Below are 15980 nucleotides of genomic sequence, written 5' to 3'. Positions count from 1 at the left end.
GGTTTCCCTAGAGAGCCGATATGCAAACTTCTCAATCGTATAACGATCAGACCGCCCGCATATCTCTTCAGATATCTCGCAATGTCAAAAAGCAGGGGAAACAAAACAACCTGAACCGCGCCATTTCCTTCGTGGCGCCGTGCAAGCCATCAGACTTCCCGATTTTCCCAGAACCAACCGCCGTTCCCAGCGCCTCGTTCCGTCCCGTCTCAGCGTCTCGCCGTTTCGGTGAGGCGGTATTTAGGCCGCAGCTCCAGAAGGCGCAAGACGAAAAATGCACGTCGATCGAAGAAAAATGACAAGCTACTGATTTACTGTCATTTTTATGTCGTAGATTCGGGCAGATAATTCGCGCTTTGCTATCTGTGCCAGCAGAACGCAGTAGCGCACCCACAAATACCTGACGCAAAAGCCAAATTATCCCCAAGGATTTCTCACGCGCGCATCGCGCCCACCCGTATATGCGCGATCTCTATGCAGCGCGGGGGCAGATCGGGGCCGTTTCAGGACCTGGAAATGACAAACGCGGCCCCGAGGGACCGCGTTTTCCGTATTCCAATGAAGAGCAGATTAGCGCTTCGAGAACTGGAACGAGCGACGGGCTTTCGCCTTGCCGTATTTCTTACGCTCGACGACGCGCGAGTCGCGGGTCAGGAAGCCAGCGGCTTTCAGAGCGGCGCGCAGCGACGGCTCGTGCAGTTGCAGAGCTTTCGAGATGCCGTGCTTGACCGCACCGGCTTGACCCGAAAGACCGCCACCGGTCACGGTCGCGTAAACGTCGTATTGACCGTCAACGCCGGCAACCTCGAAGGGCTGGCGCAGGATCATTTGCAGAACCGGGCGTGCGAAGTAAGCAGCCATGTCCTTGCCGTTCACCACGACTTTGCCCGAACCCGGTTTCACCCAAACGCGGGCGACAGCGTCTTTACGCTTGCCGGTGGCATAGGCGCGACCCAGCGCATCGCGCTGAGCTTCACGGATGGGGGCCTCGGCAACAGCGCCGGTGGTGACCGATTTCAGGTCGTCCAGGGTTTTGATGTCTTCGACCATGATCATGCGCTCCGGGTATTCTTGGCGTTCATGGATTTGACATCCAGAACTTCGGGCTGCTGAGCTTCATGCGGGTGCTCGGCACCGGCATAGACGCGCAGATTGGTCATCTGCTGCTTGCCCAGTTTGTTGCGCGAGATCATGCGCTCAACGGCCTTGGTCACGACGCGCTCGGGGTGAGCGCCTTCCAGGATCTGGCGTGCGGTGCGGTGCTTGATGCCGCCCGGGTGGCCGGTGTGCCAGTAGTATTTCTTGGCATCGCGCTTGTCGCCAGTCATCTGCACCTTGTCGGCGTTGATGATGATGACGTTGTCGCCCATGTCCATGTGGGGGGTGAAGGTCGGCTTGTGCTTGCCACGCAGGCGCATGGCAACGATCGTTGCAAGGCGGCCCAGAACAACGCCTTCAGCGTCGATCAGGATCCACTTCTTCTCGATCTCCGCCGGTTTCGCGGTATAGGTTTTCATGGTCGTCCCTTTGGGGGTGTAATTCGAGTTGTGGGTATATCGGCGAAACCGGTTTTTGAATCAAGTGTCGCAAGCGCGAATTAATCATTCAAAAACAATGCGATATAAAATAGGTATCAATTTACCGTCAAATAAGTATCGATTTCACGGCGCTTTTGGCGGAATCGAATAGGTCATCGAGCAGCGCGCAACGATTCCCTCGACCCCTTCCGAGCGGATCATCACCTCTCCCACCGCGAGCACCCGGCCAAGCTTCAGAAGGCGGCATTCGGCGATCAGATCGCGCCCCGCCTCGGGCTTGCGCATGAAATCGACCGAGGCATTCGTCGTCACCGCCAGCGCCACCTCGCCGATCCGCGCGAGGATCGCGAGATAGATCGCGACATCGGCAAGGGCAAACATGGCGGGTCCGCTGATCGTGCCGCCGGGGCGCAAATGCGCCTCGCCGACGATCAACCGCGCGATGAGGCGCTCCTCGTCCGAGGTCTCGACCCGGACCTGCCCGGCGATCTGCGGGAATTCCCGGTCCAGAAACGCGTTCGACTGCGCCACGCTCATTGCCAATGCCATGCTGCCCCCCTTTGGTTTTGCGGCAGACTGGCCGGGGATGCCGGGTCAGGGCAAGACCTAACCCAGCGTGGCAAGCCAAGGGAAGGTTTCGAGCAGCCAATAGGCGAAGGCCGGGAAGGCACCGGTCAGCAGCGCCATGCCCACTATGACCAAGAGCACGCCCATGATGCGCTCGATCAATTTCAGATGCGGCTTGATGCGGTTCATCAGCCCGATGGCGCGGTTGATGAAGATCGCCGAGAGCAGGAAGGGTATCCCCAGACCCAGCGCATAGATCGCCAGCAGCGAAGCCCCCCTGCCCGCCTCGCCCCCCGTGGCCGCGAGCGACAGGATCATCCCGAGCTGCGGCCCGATGCAGGGCGTCCAGCCGAAGGCGAAGGCGAGGCCAAGGATATAGGCCCCGAAGGTGCTGCCACCACGGTCGCCAGTTTCAAGGCGCGCCTCGGTATCGAGGATCGGTATGCGGATCACATGCAGGAAATGCAGGCCAAGGATGATGACCACCGCCCCTGCCCCGCGCGACAGCAAATCCTGCCATTGCAGAAACATCCGCCCAAAGGCCGAGGCCGCCATACCCATCAGCAGGAACACCGTGGACAGGCCCAGCACGAAGAACAGCGCAGGCAAGACGGCGCTGCGCTCGCCGGATTTCAGCCCGCCGACGCCCACGCCGGTCATATAGGCCAGATAGGGCGGCACGATCGGCAGCACGCAAGGCGACAGAAAGGACAGGAAACCCGCCAGCAACGCGACCAGCGCGGCGGGCAGGAAGGCGGCATCTGCAAGTTCGATTCCCAACATGGGCGGCAGATTGCGTCATGAGAAAGGCGCGGGAAAGTCCCGCGCCTCTCAAACTTGTGTCATGTGGCGAAATGTCAGCCTTGCGACCACCAGCCGCGACGTTTCGGACGCTGAGATTCATCCTCGGCAGTCAGCGCGGGTTCGGGCTGCGCCACGGGCTCAGGTGCGGGCTCGACTTCCGCGGCGACAGCGACCGTTTCGGTCACCTCGACCTCCGGCCGGGCTTCAGCGGCAGGTGCTTCCGGCTCGGGCGCGAGAGGCGTCTCGATTACGGCAGGTGCTGCAACCTCAGCGACCGGCGCGGGAACTTCCGCAACCTCGGCAGGCGCTTCAACGGTTTCGGCAATAGCTTCAATCGTCTCAGCCGGAGCCTCGACCGGAGCCGCGCTTTTGCGGCTGCGCGAACGCGAACGGCTCGATTTCGGCTTCACCTCTTCGGCAGCGGCTTCGACCGTCTCGACGATCTCGGCCAGCACGACTTCCGCGACCGGCTCAGCGGCAGGCTCATCACCCTCATCCGCGTCGTCGTCCGCGCCCTGATCCTCGTCGGGCTTGCCCTCTGCGCCATTGCCGTTTTCTTCGCCGGGCTTGCTGCCCCGACGGCGACGGCGACGACGACGGCGCGACTTGCTGGAACCCTCGCCATTCTCGGCCCCGGCTTCCGCACGGGTTTCCGATTGGCTCTCGGATTGCGCCTCGGTTGCGGTCGCTTCCTCTTCGGCAGCGTCCTCTTCGATCTCGTCTTCGAGCAGATCCTCATCGTCGATCTGTGCCATCAGGCTGGCATCGACCGAAACCACCGGGGTCACGACTTCCGGGACATTGCGCGTCGCGGTCTTGAACTTCTCGATCGCATAATCGGGCGAGATCAGTGTGGGATCAGCCTCGACACGCACGGACATGCCGTAGCGCGCCTCGATATTGGCGATATGCTCGCGCTTGGCGTTCATCAGGAAGTTGGCGACGGCGATCGGAGCCTTGACCAGCACTTCGCGGGAACGCTTGCGGGTGCCCTCTTCCTCGATGGCGCGCAGGATGGTCAGCGCGAGGCTGTCATCCGAGCGGATCAACCCGGTGCCGTGGCAATGCGCGCAGGGCTGCGTGGTCGATTCGAGCATGCCCGGACGCAGGCGCTGGCGCGACATCTCCATCAGGCCAAAGCCCGAGATGCGGCCAACCTGAATGCGGGCGCGGTCGGTCTTGAGCTTGTCCTTGAAGCGCTTCTCGACGGCGGCGTTGTTCTTGCGCTCTTCCATGTCGATGAAGTCGATGACGATCAGACCGGCCAAGTCGCGCAGGCGCAGTTGGCGGGCGATCTCTTCGGCGGCTTCAAGGTTGGTCTTGAGCGCGGTGTCCTCGATCGAGCCTTCCTTGGTGGCCCGGCCCGAGTTCACGTCGATGGCGACCAGCGCCTCGGTGACACCGATGACGATGTAGCCGCCCGATTTCAGCTGGACGACCGGGTTGAACATGCCCGCGAGATAGCTTTCCACCTGGTAGCGCGCATAGAGCGGCATCGCGTCGGTATAATGCTTCACGTTCTTCGAATGGGACGGCATGATCATCTTCATGAAGTCCTTGGCGGTGCGGTAGCCGCGATCGCCCTCGACGAGAACCTCGTCGATTTCCTTCGAATAGATGTCGCGGATCGTCCGCTTGATCAGATCGCCTTCCTCATAGACCGGCGCGGGCGCGATCGACTTGAAGGTCAACTCGCGGATCTGCTCCCAGAGGCGCATCAGATATTCGTAGTCGCGGCGGATCTCGGTGCGGGTGCGCTGGCTGCCGGCGGTGCGGATGATCAGGCCAGCGCCTTCCGGAACCTCCAACTCGGCGGCGATTTCCTTGAGCTTCTTGCGATCCGCGGCATTGGTGATCTTGCGCGAGATGCCGCCACCGCGCGCGGTGTTCGGCATCAGAACGCAGTAACGACCGGCAAGCGACAGGTAGGTGGTCAGCGCCGCGCCCTTGTTGCCGCGCTCTTCCTTGACGACCTGAACCAGCATGATCTGCCGGACCTTGATCACTTCCTGAATCTTGTAGCGGCGCGGACGCGATTTCTTCGGCGGCGCGATTTCTTCGGCGACATCCTCTTCGGCGACCGACTCGATCGCGTCATCCTCTTGGATCTCTTCCGTCTCGTCCTCGGCCGGGCGAGCCGCATCGGCGCGTGCAGGCTCGATCAGGGCAGCGGATTCCCCCTCGCCCTCGGAGGGATCGACAAGGGCCATCCCGGCAATGTCTTCCGAAACGACGACATCGCCCGCATCTGCCGCAGCGGGTTTCGCCGATTTGCGCGACCGCGACGAGTTGCGCTTGGGCCTGTCGGCCTCGTCGCTTTCGGCGGCGGCGGCTTGGCGTTCTTCTTCCAAAAGCGCCTTACGATCCGCGGCGGGGATCTGGTAGTAATCCGGGTGGATCTCGGCAAAGGCGAGGAAGCCGTGGCGGTTTCCGCCGTAATCCACAAAGGCGGCCTGCAGCGAGGGCTCGACCCGCGTCACCTTGGCCAGATAGATGTTGCCCGCAAGCTGCCGCTTGTTGACGGTCTCGAAGTCAAACTCCTCGACCTTGGTTCCATCCACCACGACAACCCGAGTTTCCTCGGCATGCGTGGCGTCGATCAGCATTTTCTTTGACATGTTTCCGACTTTCGGACGGCCTCAGGCCCGCGCGCAAAGGGGGCGCAGGCGGGAGGCCGTGCAATGAGAGAACGCGATGCGCCACGCAGACAGCAGCAATCGCGGCGTCGGGGCTAAGTCCCCCGAGCCGTTTCCGATCAAGCTGCTCAGCGCGATCCATCGCGTCTGTTTACCTTTCTTGGCCCGTCCCCAAATCTGGTCCGGGCGGCGATCACGGATGCCCAGAGGCCCCGTTTGGGGCATGGGCGCGATTTTCCGCGCGTTGCGCCACCGGCAACCGAATTGCTGTCGCGGCTGGCAGACGCGCTGCGAAACTGGCAGGGGCAAACAACCGATCGTTGCGACAACCACCCCTTATGGGCAAGATAACGGGGAAGGCCGCGCCGTTACAATGGGTTTTTGAACCTTAGAGGTAATCACCCCGGCTCAGCCCATATTTCGCCATCTTCTCGTTCAACGTCCTGCGGGGCAGGCAAAGCTCGTCCATGACGGCGGCAATGCTGCCCTTGTGGCGGCGCATGGTGTTGTCGATGAGCATCTTCTCGAAGCTTTCGACATATTCCTTGAGCGGCTTGCCTTCGGTTGTCGTGGCCTCGCGGGTATCCTCGCCATCCGCCATCAGCAGCGAGGCGATCGAGCCCGAGCCGCGGCGATTTTGCAAGACCGCGCGCTCGGCCACGTTGATCAACTGGCGCACATTGCCCGGCCAGGGCGCCTGCAAGAGCTGCGCCGCCTCCTGGGCGGTGACCTGCGGCGGCTCGCAGCCATATTCCTCGGAAAACTGCTCGGTCATGCGGGTGAACAGCGACAGGATATCCTCGCCCCGCGCACGCAGCGGCGGCAGGGTGATCTTCAGCGCCGAGAGGCGGTAGAACAGGTCAGGGCGCAGCGAATCCTCGGCCTTGCGGCCTTCGGCGCGGGCGTTCGAAATCGCGATGATGCGGGTCTCGGCGGGGATGCCCTGCTCGGCGATGAAGGCCAGAAGGCGCGCCTGCAGCGGGTCCGAGAGCGCCTCGATATCCTCGAGGCAAAGCGTGCCGCCGCGCGCCTCTTCGACGGCGGGAAGGCCGTTCTCGACCGGGCCAAAGAGCTTGCCAGCCAGAACTTCGTCATTATAGGCGGCGCAAGAGATCGGCACGAATTTGCGCGTCGCACGCGGCCCCACCGCATGCAAGGCATGGGCGACCAGCGTCTTGCCGGTCCCCGTCTCGCCGTCGATCAGCACATGGCCATCGGCTTGGCCCAGATCAAGGATATCCTCGCGCAGCCGGTCCATGACCGGGCTTGCGCCGATCAGTTTGGACATGACCTGCTGGCCTTCCGACAGGTCACGGCGCAGGGCGCGGTTGTCCAAGGTCATGCGCCGCGCCTGCCCGGCCTTTTTGACCAGCTCGGTCAGACGCTCCGGGTTGAAGGGCTTTTCCATGAAGTCCATCGCGCCGATGCGCATGGCCTCGACCGCCATCGGCACGTCGCCATGGCCGGTGATCATAATGACCGGCAGGCCCGAATCGATGCCCATCAGCCGCTTGAGAAAGGCCATCCCGTCCATCCCAGGCATCCGGATATCCGAGATGATCACCCCCGGCCAATCCGAGTTGATGACCTTCAGCGCGTCATCGGCGCTGGCGAACGTCTCGGTGTCGAAGCCCGAAAGCGCCAGCCATTGCCGGATCGACTCGCGCATGTCGGGTTCGTCATCGACAACGGCTATCTTCATCGTGCGGCTCATGCGCGCTTACCTTTCCATATTCATTCCGCCGCAAGCTGGACCCCGGGCTTGCGTCCCGGATCGTGCAGCGGAAGCTCAAGTTCGAATACGGCACCACGCCCGTTTTCGCCTTCGGCGTTATGGGCGGTCAGCCGGCCGCCGAAATCCGACGCGATACCGGACGAGATGGCAAGGCCCAGCCCTGTCCCCTCGCCGGGTTTCTTCGTTGTAAAGAAGGGTTCGAAGAGTTTTTCCAGATCGGAAACGCCCGGACCATTGTCCTTGACGGACAAGAATGCGTGAGAGCCCGAACTGACGGTGATCTCGATCACGGGGTCGCGGACCGCCTTGATCGCGTCGATCGCGTTCCTGAGCAGGTTGATGATCACCTGTTCCAGCCGGATGCGGTCGCAATAGACCATGACCGGATAGCGCGGGATATTGCGCTGCAATCGGATCGTGCGGTTGCGCAACTGTGGCTCCATCATCACCAGCGCGCTTGACAACGCGGCGCGCAGATCCACCGGTTCAAAGGCCTCGCCGCCCTTTCGGGCATAGGATTTCAATTGCCGGGTGATCGCCCCCATCCGCTCGACGAGATCGTCGATACGCTGGAAGCTGGACAGCGCCTCTTCTGCGCGGCCGCGCTGCAACAGCAGCCGCGCCCCGGCGAGATAGGTTTTCATCGCGGCAAGCGGCTGGTTCAACTCATGGCTCACGCCCGCCGACATCTCACCCAGCGCGGCCAGCTTGCTGGACTGCTGCACGGTCTGCTCGGCCACGCGCAATTCCTTCTGCACCCGCTCGCGCTCGGCGATTTCGCGCGTCAGCCGCAGGTTCAGCGCCCGCAGATCCGCCGATTCCCGCATATAGGCTGCGGATTCGACCCGCGCCCGGCGCGACAGCAGATAAAAGGCCGCCGCCAGCATGATGGCAAAGCCCATGATGACCATGGCAAGAACCGCATTGACCCGCTCGCGGACCGACTCATAGGTCGTGAAGGCGATCATCTTCCAGCCGCGGAACGGGATGCGGGTCTCGGCCTGCATCACTGCCTTTCCCTGCACATAGGCATCGACCGGATGAGAGGTCCAGTCCGCCGTCACCTGAAAGGCGCGTGCGATGGCCGAGGGAGCGGATCGCACCGCCAGCGCCTCGGGCAGCGTCAGCCCGCGCCAGCGCGGCTCGGTCGAAAGGATGATCTGCCCCGAACTGTCCGTCACCGCGATGGCATCGGAAATTCCCGCCCAAGAGCGCACCAGCCGGGTCAGATCAGCACCCACCACAACCACGCCCAGCGTGCGCCCCTCGGAGACCACGGCACGGGAATAGGCGAATTCAAAGCCCCCTTGGGACGAGGGCGAGACGGTAAAGACCGTGTCCTTCGAGCGCAGGGATTCCACATAAAAGGGCTCCTGCACGTAATTCGTGCCGATGAGATTGCGTTCGGTCGAGCCGACCGTCCGCCCCGAGGCATCCAGAAGCCGGATCGAGGCCGCGCCGATCTCTTTCTGGGCCGAGATCAGCCGGGCCGAGGTGCCCGAGAAATCATTATCGACCAGCGCCGAGATCAAGGCCGGGTCCCGCGCCAGAAGCTGCGGAACGACCGAAGTGCGCTGCAATTCCGAAAGCAGGTTTCCCGTATAAAGCGCCGAACGCAGTTCCGTCCGAACCCTTGTCGTTTCCGAGAAACGCGCGGTCAGCCAGTTATTGGTCAGCCAAATCGTCCCGACGGCCAGAAGCAGCAGCGCGACGAGCGCGCCGCGCATGCCCCAGCGGTGGCTTGCTGCCCTTCCGCCTGCCGGCTGCCCGGCCAATGGATCGTCCTGCTTCATGCACCTCCGGCTCGCCCCGGCTTCGGGGGACAAGACAATCTAGTGCGTCATTGCCCCGCGCTCAAGTCGGGCCTTTGACTCAGGCCGAGACAAGATCCTGCACGAGCGAGGAAAACAGGCGCGCGCCATCGGTGCCGCCATGCGCCGCTTCGGCCGCGCGTTCGGGATGGGGCATCATGCCCAGCACGCGACGGTTTTCCGAAAGCACGCCCGCAATATCCTCGATCGAGCCGTTGATGCCAGGCGCATAGGTGAAAGCGATGCGGTCCTGATCCTTCAGCCGCGCCAGCCCCTCGGCGTCGATCTGGTAATTGCCATCGTGATGGGCAACCGGCACGCGGATGGTCTCGTTTTGGCGATAGGCCCGGGTAAAGGGGCTGTTCGCGGTGGCCACGTTCAACTCGACCTCGCGGCACAGGAATGTCAGGCCCGAATTGCGCATGAGCGCGCCCGGCAGCAGGTTCAACTCGGTCAGGACCTGGAACCCGTTGCAGATGCCCAGGACAAAACCGCCCTTGGTGGCATGGTCGCGCACGGCATTGGCGATGGGAGAATGGGCCGCGATCGCGCCGCAGCGCAGGTAATCGCCGAACGAGAAGCCACCCGGCACAGCGACCAGATCGGTGCCCTCGGGCAGCGCCGTGTCCTTGTGCCAGACCCGCGTCACCTCCGCCCCTGCCTGCGTCAGGGCGACGGCAAGATCGCGGTCGCAATTCGAACCGGGGAAGGTGATGACGGCAGCTTTCATGGCAGGCACTCCGGGGTTTTGCTGGGCGTCCCATACTGCACTGCGCCCGAACTGTTAAGTCGAGAATGTCAGCATCCCGCAAGACACGCGCCATCTTGCGATACAAATCGCCAAATTGACCGCGAGATTGGTGTTATTATCTTTGCGAGAGTCAGATTTCCCCAGCGGTGGACCACGATGCAGGACTCAACCGAGGATGAACGCGTCGCCGCAGAGATACGCAGGCTCGAGCGGGAAACGCGCCTTCTCCGGGCTCAAGCCCATAAAATCGAGGCCGAGCGATACAAACGCGAGGCCGAGATCGGGCCCCTGCGTGCGGCCCTTTGGCCCGCACTGGCGGGTGCGGGTCTGGTTCTCTTGGTTTTCGTTTTGGCGCTACTCAGCAGATTCTGAGAGGCCCAAAGAACTCAGGTTGAGAGAATCAGAAAGGGCCGGAGTTTCCCCCGGCCCTTCCCAAATCTGTCGGGCGATCAGCCGACCAGCGCCTTGTTCAGATACGCGTCGACCTTTTCCAGATAGCCCATCGTGGTCAGCCATTTCTGGTCCGGTCCGACCAGCAGCGCGAGGTCCTTGGTCATGTAGCCGTCTTCCACGGCCTGCACGGTGACCTTTTCCAGCGTCTGGGCAAAGTTCAGCAGGGCGGCGTTGTTGTCCAGCTTCGCGCGATGCTTCAGGCCGCCGGTCCAGGCAAAGATCGAGGCGATCGAGTTGGTCGAGGTCTGGTTGCCCTTCTGGTGCTCGCGGTAGTGGCGCGTCACGGTGCCGTGCGCCGCCTCGGCCTCGACGGTCTTGCCATCGGGCGTCATCAGGACCGAGGTCATCAGCCCGAGCGAGCCGAAGCCCTGCGCGACGGTATCCGACTGCACGTCGCCATCGTAGTTCTTGCAGGCCCAGACATAGCCGCCCGACCATTTCAGGCTCGAGGCCACCATGTCGTCGATCAGGCGGTGCTCGTAATGGATGCCGGCCTTCTTGAACTGCTCTTCGAACTCGCTCTCATAGACCTCTTGGAAGAGATCCTTGAAGCGGCCGTCATAGGCTTTCAGGATGGTGTTCTTGGTCGAGAGGTACACCGGATAGCCGCGCTGCAGACCGTAGTTCATCGAGGCGCGGGCGAAATCGCGGATCGAGTCGTCAAGGTTGTACATCGCCATCGCAACGCCCGAGGACGGTGCCTGGAAGACTTCGTGTTCGATGGTCTCGCCATCTTCGCCGACGAATTTGATCGTCAGCTTACCCTTGCCCGGGAAGCGGAAATCAGTGGCCTTGTACTGGTCGCCGAACGCATGGCGGCCGACGATGACCGGCTGGGTCCAATGCGGGACCAGACGCGGCACGTTCTTGCAGATGATCGGCTCGCGGAAGATCACGCCGCCCAGGATGTTGCGGATCGTGCCGTTCGGCGATTTCCACATCTTCTTGAGGCCGAATTCCTCGACGCGCTGCTCGTCGGGGGTGATGGTCGCGCATTTCACGCCGGCGCCGTATTGCTTGATGGCATTGGCGGCGTCGATGGTGATCTGATCGTCAGTGCGGTCACGCTCTTCGATGCCAAGATCGTAATATTTCAGGTCGATGTCCAGATAGGGCAGGATCAGCTTTTGCTTGATGAAGTCCCAGATGATCCGGGTCATCTCATCGCCGTCGAGTTCGACGAGCGGGTTCTCTACCTTGATCTTCGACATGGGTGGTCCCTTTGAGTTAGGATGCGGCTGCCTGCGCTATAGTCGCAAACCACAGCAAAGAAAAGAGTTGTATGCGATTGCATACCGTTCGCGCCGGCACGTATTTAAGATAACTTCGCGTATTGATCGGCAAGATCGTTTAGGCGCGCTTCGATCTCAACCAGCACAGCCGCCAGTTCTTTTCGCTGGGCATCGGTCATATGCCTGAACGACCAGCCGTCTTGGGAAATCTGACAGATGATCGCGCCAACGTCTTGGAAGATAGTTGGCAGCCCACTGCACTCTATGCTCCATGACTGCGGCTTGAAATGTGTGAAATCGTTTCGGAATACGAGCAACCGCTTGAACGCAGTGCGCTTCCGGAAGCTTACACAGATGCGCACAGCCGGGGATTCCCGATTGCGCCTTGAAAGCGAGCGACGCAGGAGGTCCAGTGGCGATGCCAAATACGGGTCAGGGATGACCGCAGAACCATCGCGTACTTCAAGTGCCGCAAGAGTTTTTGTTTGCGACCTAGTTGCAAGGGCTCCGGTCTGCGTACTGCCAGACAGGTGACAGACCAAAGCACCGCTCACAGCGCCGAACATGGACAGGATCGCCCATTTCCACGCCGCGACGTCGCCTTTGACACGATCTAGTTGCCGCGCTGTCTCGACAAGACTGTCGAGAACATCCGATGGGGTGTCTGTTTCGTACCAAACCCCATTAACCACGGAAATAGACCCGCGAGCTGATCTCGAGCCATTCCCAGATCGCGGGCGCACCGCGCTGGATGCGCAGCCCGACGCGCTCGACAAGCTGCTCATAGGTCACGTTGAACTCGATCCAGCTTCCTCCGCCCGAGGCGATGTTCTGCATCACCGGTTGTGCGCGGTCGAGCGATTTGGCAAAGACCGCGTCGGCAGACTGATTGGCCTCGAACTCATCCCATAGTGCGCGCAGTTCGCGGCCCTGTTCCACGGGAAGCAGACCGAACAGCCGATCTGCGGCGGCCTCCTCAAGCGCCAATTGCGCGGCCGCACTATGGGCCGCACCGTTTTGAGAATGGATCGGGACATCTCCCGCGTCGATCTCGACCAGATCATGCAGGATCAGCATGCGGATGACGCGCCCGATATCGACGCCCTCGCCCGCCAAGGGGGCCATGACCAGCGCGTAAAGCGCCAGATGCCAGCTATGCTCGGCGCTGTTCTCGCGGCGCGAGGCATCGCCCAAAGTGCTGGCGCGCAGCACCGATTTCAGCCGGTCGGCCTCGGCCAGAAAGGCGATTTGGCCCGCCATATCGCCGCTGACCGGACGGCCCTCGCGAATGGCTTGCGCGGCCTGCATCGCCTCGGGCCATTCCTGCCACAGCCGCGCGGCGCGGCCGGTGGTCATGTTATCGGCGACGATCGCCAGATGCTCGGGCAAGGGCTCGGGCGCGCAGAGAACCTGAAACAGCGGCTGGATATGATCCATGCGCTTGGCAATTTTGGCGTCCGGTGTCTGGGCGGCCTCGAATTCCTGCCAGAGCGCAAGCAGATCCGCGCCTTCGGGCAGGATCCCGAACAGCCTGCGTGCAGCCGAAAGCTCGGCGGCGGCGACCGCCGCCAAGTCATGGTCAAGATGGATCGGATGGTCGCCGCAATCGATCTCGACCAGATCATGAAGCAGGATCATCGCGATGGCGCGGTCGCTTGCGCCAAAGATCAGGGCGTAGAGCGCGACATGCCAGCTATGTTCGGCGCTGTTCTCATGACGCGAAAGATCCATGAGCACATTCGCGCGGGTGACGGATTTCAGCCGGTCTGCCTCGTTGAGAAAGCTGAAACGGACGGTCAGATCGCTCATGCGCGGCTCCTTTGCATTCCGCGCGTGTCCTAGCGCGAAGTGCAGTCCGCCGCAAAGAAAAACGCCCCGGCTTGCCGGGGCGTCAGGGTCAGCGGGTGTTTTCCGTCAGGCGGCGACGGACATAGGTCTGCACCTTGTCGATCATCGGCTTCATGTGGACCTCGTCGTCGCGGAAGAAGTGATCCGCCCCCTCGATTTCCTCATGGGTGATGGTGATGCCCTTCTGCTCGCGCAGCTTGCCCACCAGCGTATTGGTGTCTTTCGGCGGTGCCACGCGGTCGGCGGAACCGTTGATGATCAGCCCCGAGGACGGGCAAGGCGCGAGGAAGCTGAAATCATACATGTTCGCGGGCGGCGCGACCGAGATGAAGCCGGTGATCTCGGGGCGGCGCATCAGAAGCTGCATCCCGATCCACGCGCCGAAGCTGAAGCCCGCGACCCAGCAATGCTTGCTGTTGGGGTTCATCGCCTGCAGATAATCCAGCGCCGAGGCGGCATCCGACAATTCGCCGATACCCTGATCGAACTCGCCTTGGCTGCGGCCGACGCCGCGGAAGTTGAACCGCATGACGGTGAAGCCCATGCGGTGGAAGGCGTAGTGAAGGTTATAGACGACCCGGTTGTTCATCGTTCCGCCATATTGCGGATGCGGGTGCAGAACGATAGCGATGGGGGCGTCGGGAATGGGCTGTGCGTGATAGCGCCCCTCGAGACGACCTTCGGGACCGGGGAAAATCAGTTCGGGCATGGGCTTCCTATGAATCGCGGGTTTTCTTGACCCTGTGGCGGCGCGGCTCTAGATCATCGTCAATCTGGGTAGCGCACCAGACATAGGCAAGACGCAAACAAAGACGACCGCCGCGGATTAGCCCGAAAGGTTGCAAGGCGTCAATGGAATGGCAGAGGAGGCCAAGATGAAACTCTCGACCAAAGGCCGCTACGCGATGGTCGCCTTGACCGATCTGGCGATTGCCAAGGGGGATGACCTGACCTCTCTGGCCGAGATTTCGCGGCGACAGGATATCTCGCTGCCCTATCTGGAACAGCTTTTCGTGAGGCTGCGCCGGGCCGGGCTGGTCGATTCCGTGCGCGGACCCGGCGGCGGCTATCGCCTTGCCAAGGCCCCCGAGTTGATCCGCGTGGCAGATATTCTCGAAGCCGTGGATGAAACGGTCAGCGCCATGCATATCGGTGCGGGTGCCTCGGGCGGCATTTCGGGCTCGCGGGCGCAGACTCTGTCGAACCGGCTCTGGGAAAGCCTTTCGGCGCATGTCTATGTCTTTCTGCACAACCACACTCTGGCCGATGTTGCGAAAAACCAGCTTCTGCCCTGCCCCGCCCTGCCCAAGATCCTTTCGATCGTCGACGAGTGACCTTGGGACGCCGACGCGTCACAGACTGGTCACCCTTCCTTGCGAAACCGAGAGAACGGCCCTAAATGGGCCACTTCCTTCGACCGGGTCTCGCCATAAGGGATTTGTGCCATGTCCGAGCTTCAGACGCCCTATTACCTGATCGACCTCGCCAAATTGCGGGTCAACATGGAACGCATCCAGTATCTTCGTGAGCAGTCCGGCGCGAAATGCCTCTTGGCGCTGAAATGCTTCGCCACCTGGTCGGCCTTTGATTTCATGCGCCCTTTCATGGATGGCACGACCTCGTCCTCGCTCTTCGAGCTGCGTCTCGGCCATGAGGAATTCGGCAAGGAAACCCATGCCTATTCCGTCGGCTGGGCTGATCACGAGATCGACGAGGCGCTGGGATATTCCGACAAGATCATCTTCAACAGCCTGGGCCAGCTCGATCGCTTCGGCGCCAAGGCGGCCGCGCGCGGCATCACCATGGGCCTGCGCCTGAACCCGCGCTTCTCGACCAGCGGATTCGATCTGGCCGACCCGGCCCGGCCCTTCTCGCGTCTGGGCGAATGGGACCTGCCGCGGCTGGAAAGCGCGCTTGACCGCATCTCGGGCGTGATGATCCATTACAATTGCGAGAACGCCGATTTCGACCTTTTCGACGCGCAGCTTTCGCGCATCGAGGCCGAGTTCGGCGGCTTCCTCGAAAAGCTCGACTGGGTCAGCTTGGGCGGCGGCATCCATTTCACCGGCGAGGGCTATCCGCTGGACAAGCTCGCCGTGCGGCTGAAAGCCTTCCAGCAGAAATTCGGCGTCCAGCTTTTCCTTGAACCGGGCGAAGCCAGCATCACCAAATCCACCTCGCTGGAAGTGACCGTCCTTGATGTCATCCATCACGGCAAGGATGTCGCGATCGTGGACAGCTCGATCGAGGCGCATATGCTGGACCTGCTGATCTATCGTGAAACCGCGAAGCTGCCGCAGGAGGGCGATCACCTCTACCAGATCGCGGGCAAGACCTGTCTTGCAGGCGACATCTTCGGCGAAGGCCGCTTTCCGGCGCCGCTGCAGATCGGCGACCGCATCAGCATCGCGGACGCGGCCGGCTACACCATGGTCAAGAAGAACTGGTTCAATGGCGTGGCCATGCCCTCGATCGCCATCAAGGCCGAGGACGGAACGATCCGCGAAACCCGCCGGTTTACCTATGACGACTATAAATCCAGCCTGTCCTGAGTCCTGACGCTCAGGCGAAAGCGAGGTCCTCCCCCCTTTCTTTGCCCTCAAAA

General features: G+C 61.9%; 15 protein-coding genes. 3 read left to right on the top strand and 12 right to left on the bottom strand.

Annotated features, from left to right (window positions below; genetic code table 11):
* Window positions 1–20 precede the first annotated feature (20 nt).
* Window positions 21–299 carry a hypothetical protein gene (locus ESZ60_RS21120; RefSeq protein ID WP_209021340.1) on the top strand — a complete coding sequence of 93 codons (279 nt, stop codon included), beginning with the start codon at window positions 21–23 and terminating at the stop codon, window positions 297–299.
* A gap of 271 nt (window positions 300–570) precedes the next feature.
* Here the strand turns inward: ESZ60_RS21120 and rpsI are convergent, their stop codons facing one another.
* The 12 genes from rpsI to ESZ60_RS16950 all read right to left on the bottom strand — a co-directional run bounded on the left by rpsI (window position 571) and on the right by ESZ60_RS16950 (window position 14084).
* The gene (gene rpsI, locus ESZ60_RS17005) at window positions 571–1050 is read right to left on the bottom strand and encodes a 30S ribosomal protein S9 (RefSeq protein ID WP_134681912.1); all 480 of its coding nucleotides are present in this window, start codon (window positions 1048–1050) and stop codon (window positions 571–573) included.
* Window positions 1051–1052: 2 nt separating this feature from the next.
* Entirely contained in the window at window positions 1053–1517 is a 465-nt protein-coding gene (rplM, locus tag ESZ60_RS17000) for a 50S ribosomal protein L13 (protein ID WP_134681911.1), read from the bottom strand.
* Window positions 1518–1661: 144 nt separating this feature from the next.
* On the bottom strand, window positions 1662–2087 hold the full coding sequence (locus tag ESZ60_RS16995) for a PaaI family thioesterase (RefSeq protein WP_134681910.1): 426 nt from the start codon (window positions 2085–2087) through the stop codon (window positions 1662–1664).
* A gap of 57 nt (window positions 2088–2144) precedes the next feature.
* Complete coding sequence (locus ESZ60_RS16990) at window positions 2145–2888, bottom strand: cytochrome c biogenesis CcdA family protein (RefSeq protein WP_134681909.1); 744 nt, start codon at window positions 2886–2888, stop codon at window positions 2145–2147.
* 74 nt (window positions 2889–2962) lie between these two features.
* A complete protein-coding gene (locus ESZ60_RS16985) occupies window positions 2963–5527 on the bottom strand; it encodes an Rne/Rng family ribonuclease (RefSeq protein ID WP_134681908.1) in 2565 nt (854 codons plus the stop codon).
* Between the two features lie 406 nt (window positions 5528–5933).
* Window positions 5934–7259, bottom strand: a complete 1326-nt coding sequence (locus tag ESZ60_RS16980; RefSeq protein WP_134681907.1) for a sigma-54-dependent transcriptional regulator — start codon at window positions 7257–7259, stop codon at window positions 5934–5936.
* A gap of 20 nt (window positions 7260–7279) precedes the next feature.
* On the bottom strand, window positions 7280–9073 hold the full coding sequence (locus ESZ60_RS16975; protein WP_134681906.1) for a sensor histidine kinase: 1794 nt from the start codon (window positions 9071–9073) through the stop codon (window positions 7280–7282).
* A 79-nt stretch (window positions 9074–9152) separates the two neighbouring features.
* Window positions 9153–9821 carry a phosphoribosylformylglycinamidine synthase subunit PurQ gene (purQ, locus tag ESZ60_RS16970; protein WP_134681905.1) on the bottom strand — a complete coding sequence of 223 codons (669 nt, stop codon included), beginning with the start codon at window positions 9819–9821 and terminating at the stop codon, window positions 9153–9155.
* A gap of 470 nt (window positions 9822–10291) precedes the next feature.
* Window positions 10292–11506: an NADP-dependent isocitrate dehydrogenase gene (locus tag ESZ60_RS16965; RefSeq protein WP_134681904.1), complete on the bottom strand. Its 1215-nt coding sequence runs from the start codon at window positions 11504–11506 to the stop codon at window positions 10292–10294.
* 104 nt (window positions 11507–11610) lie between these two features.
* The gene (locus ESZ60_RS16960) at window positions 11611–12219 is read right to left on the bottom strand and encodes a hypothetical protein (RefSeq protein WP_134681903.1); all 609 of its coding nucleotides are present in this window, start codon (window positions 12217–12219) and stop codon (window positions 11611–11613) included.
* Complete coding sequence (locus ESZ60_RS16955; RefSeq protein WP_134681902.1) at window positions 12212–13336, bottom strand: HD domain-containing protein; 1125 nt, start codon at window positions 13334–13336, stop codon at window positions 12212–12214. The genes ESZ60_RS16960 and ESZ60_RS16955 overlap by 8 nt, the downstream gene beginning before the upstream one ends.
* Window positions 13337–13424: 88 nt before the next feature.
* Window positions 13425–14084: an alpha/beta hydrolase gene (locus tag ESZ60_RS16950; protein ID WP_134681901.1), complete on the bottom strand. Its 660-nt coding sequence runs from the start codon at window positions 14082–14084 to the stop codon at window positions 13425–13427.
* Between the two features lie 166 nt (window positions 14085–14250).
* On the opposite strand from ESZ60_RS16950, the gene iscR reads away from it, so the two are divergent.
* Both iscR and ESZ60_RS16940 read left to right on the top strand, forming a co-directional pair.
* Complete coding sequence (gene iscR / locus ESZ60_RS16945; RefSeq protein WP_134681900.1) at window positions 14251–14709, top strand: Fe-S cluster assembly transcriptional regulator IscR; 459 nt, start codon at window positions 14251–14253, stop codon at window positions 14707–14709.
* 111 nt (window positions 14710–14820) lie between these two features.
* Window positions 14821–15927: a carboxynorspermidine decarboxylase gene (locus ESZ60_RS16940; RefSeq protein WP_134681899.1), complete on the top strand. Its 1107-nt coding sequence runs from the start codon at window positions 14821–14823 to the stop codon at window positions 15925–15927.
* The last annotated feature ends 53 nt before the right edge of the window (window positions 15928–15980 follow it).

It is taken from the genome of Paracoccus ravus, from assembly GCF_004522175.1.
In the GTDB taxonomy this organism is placed as follows: domain Bacteria; phylum Pseudomonadota; class Alphaproteobacteria; order Rhodobacterales; family Rhodobacteraceae; genus Paracoccus; species Paracoccus ravus.
Note: the sequence above shows the minus strand (reverse complement) of the source record. Positions and strands in the feature narration are given on the sequence as shown.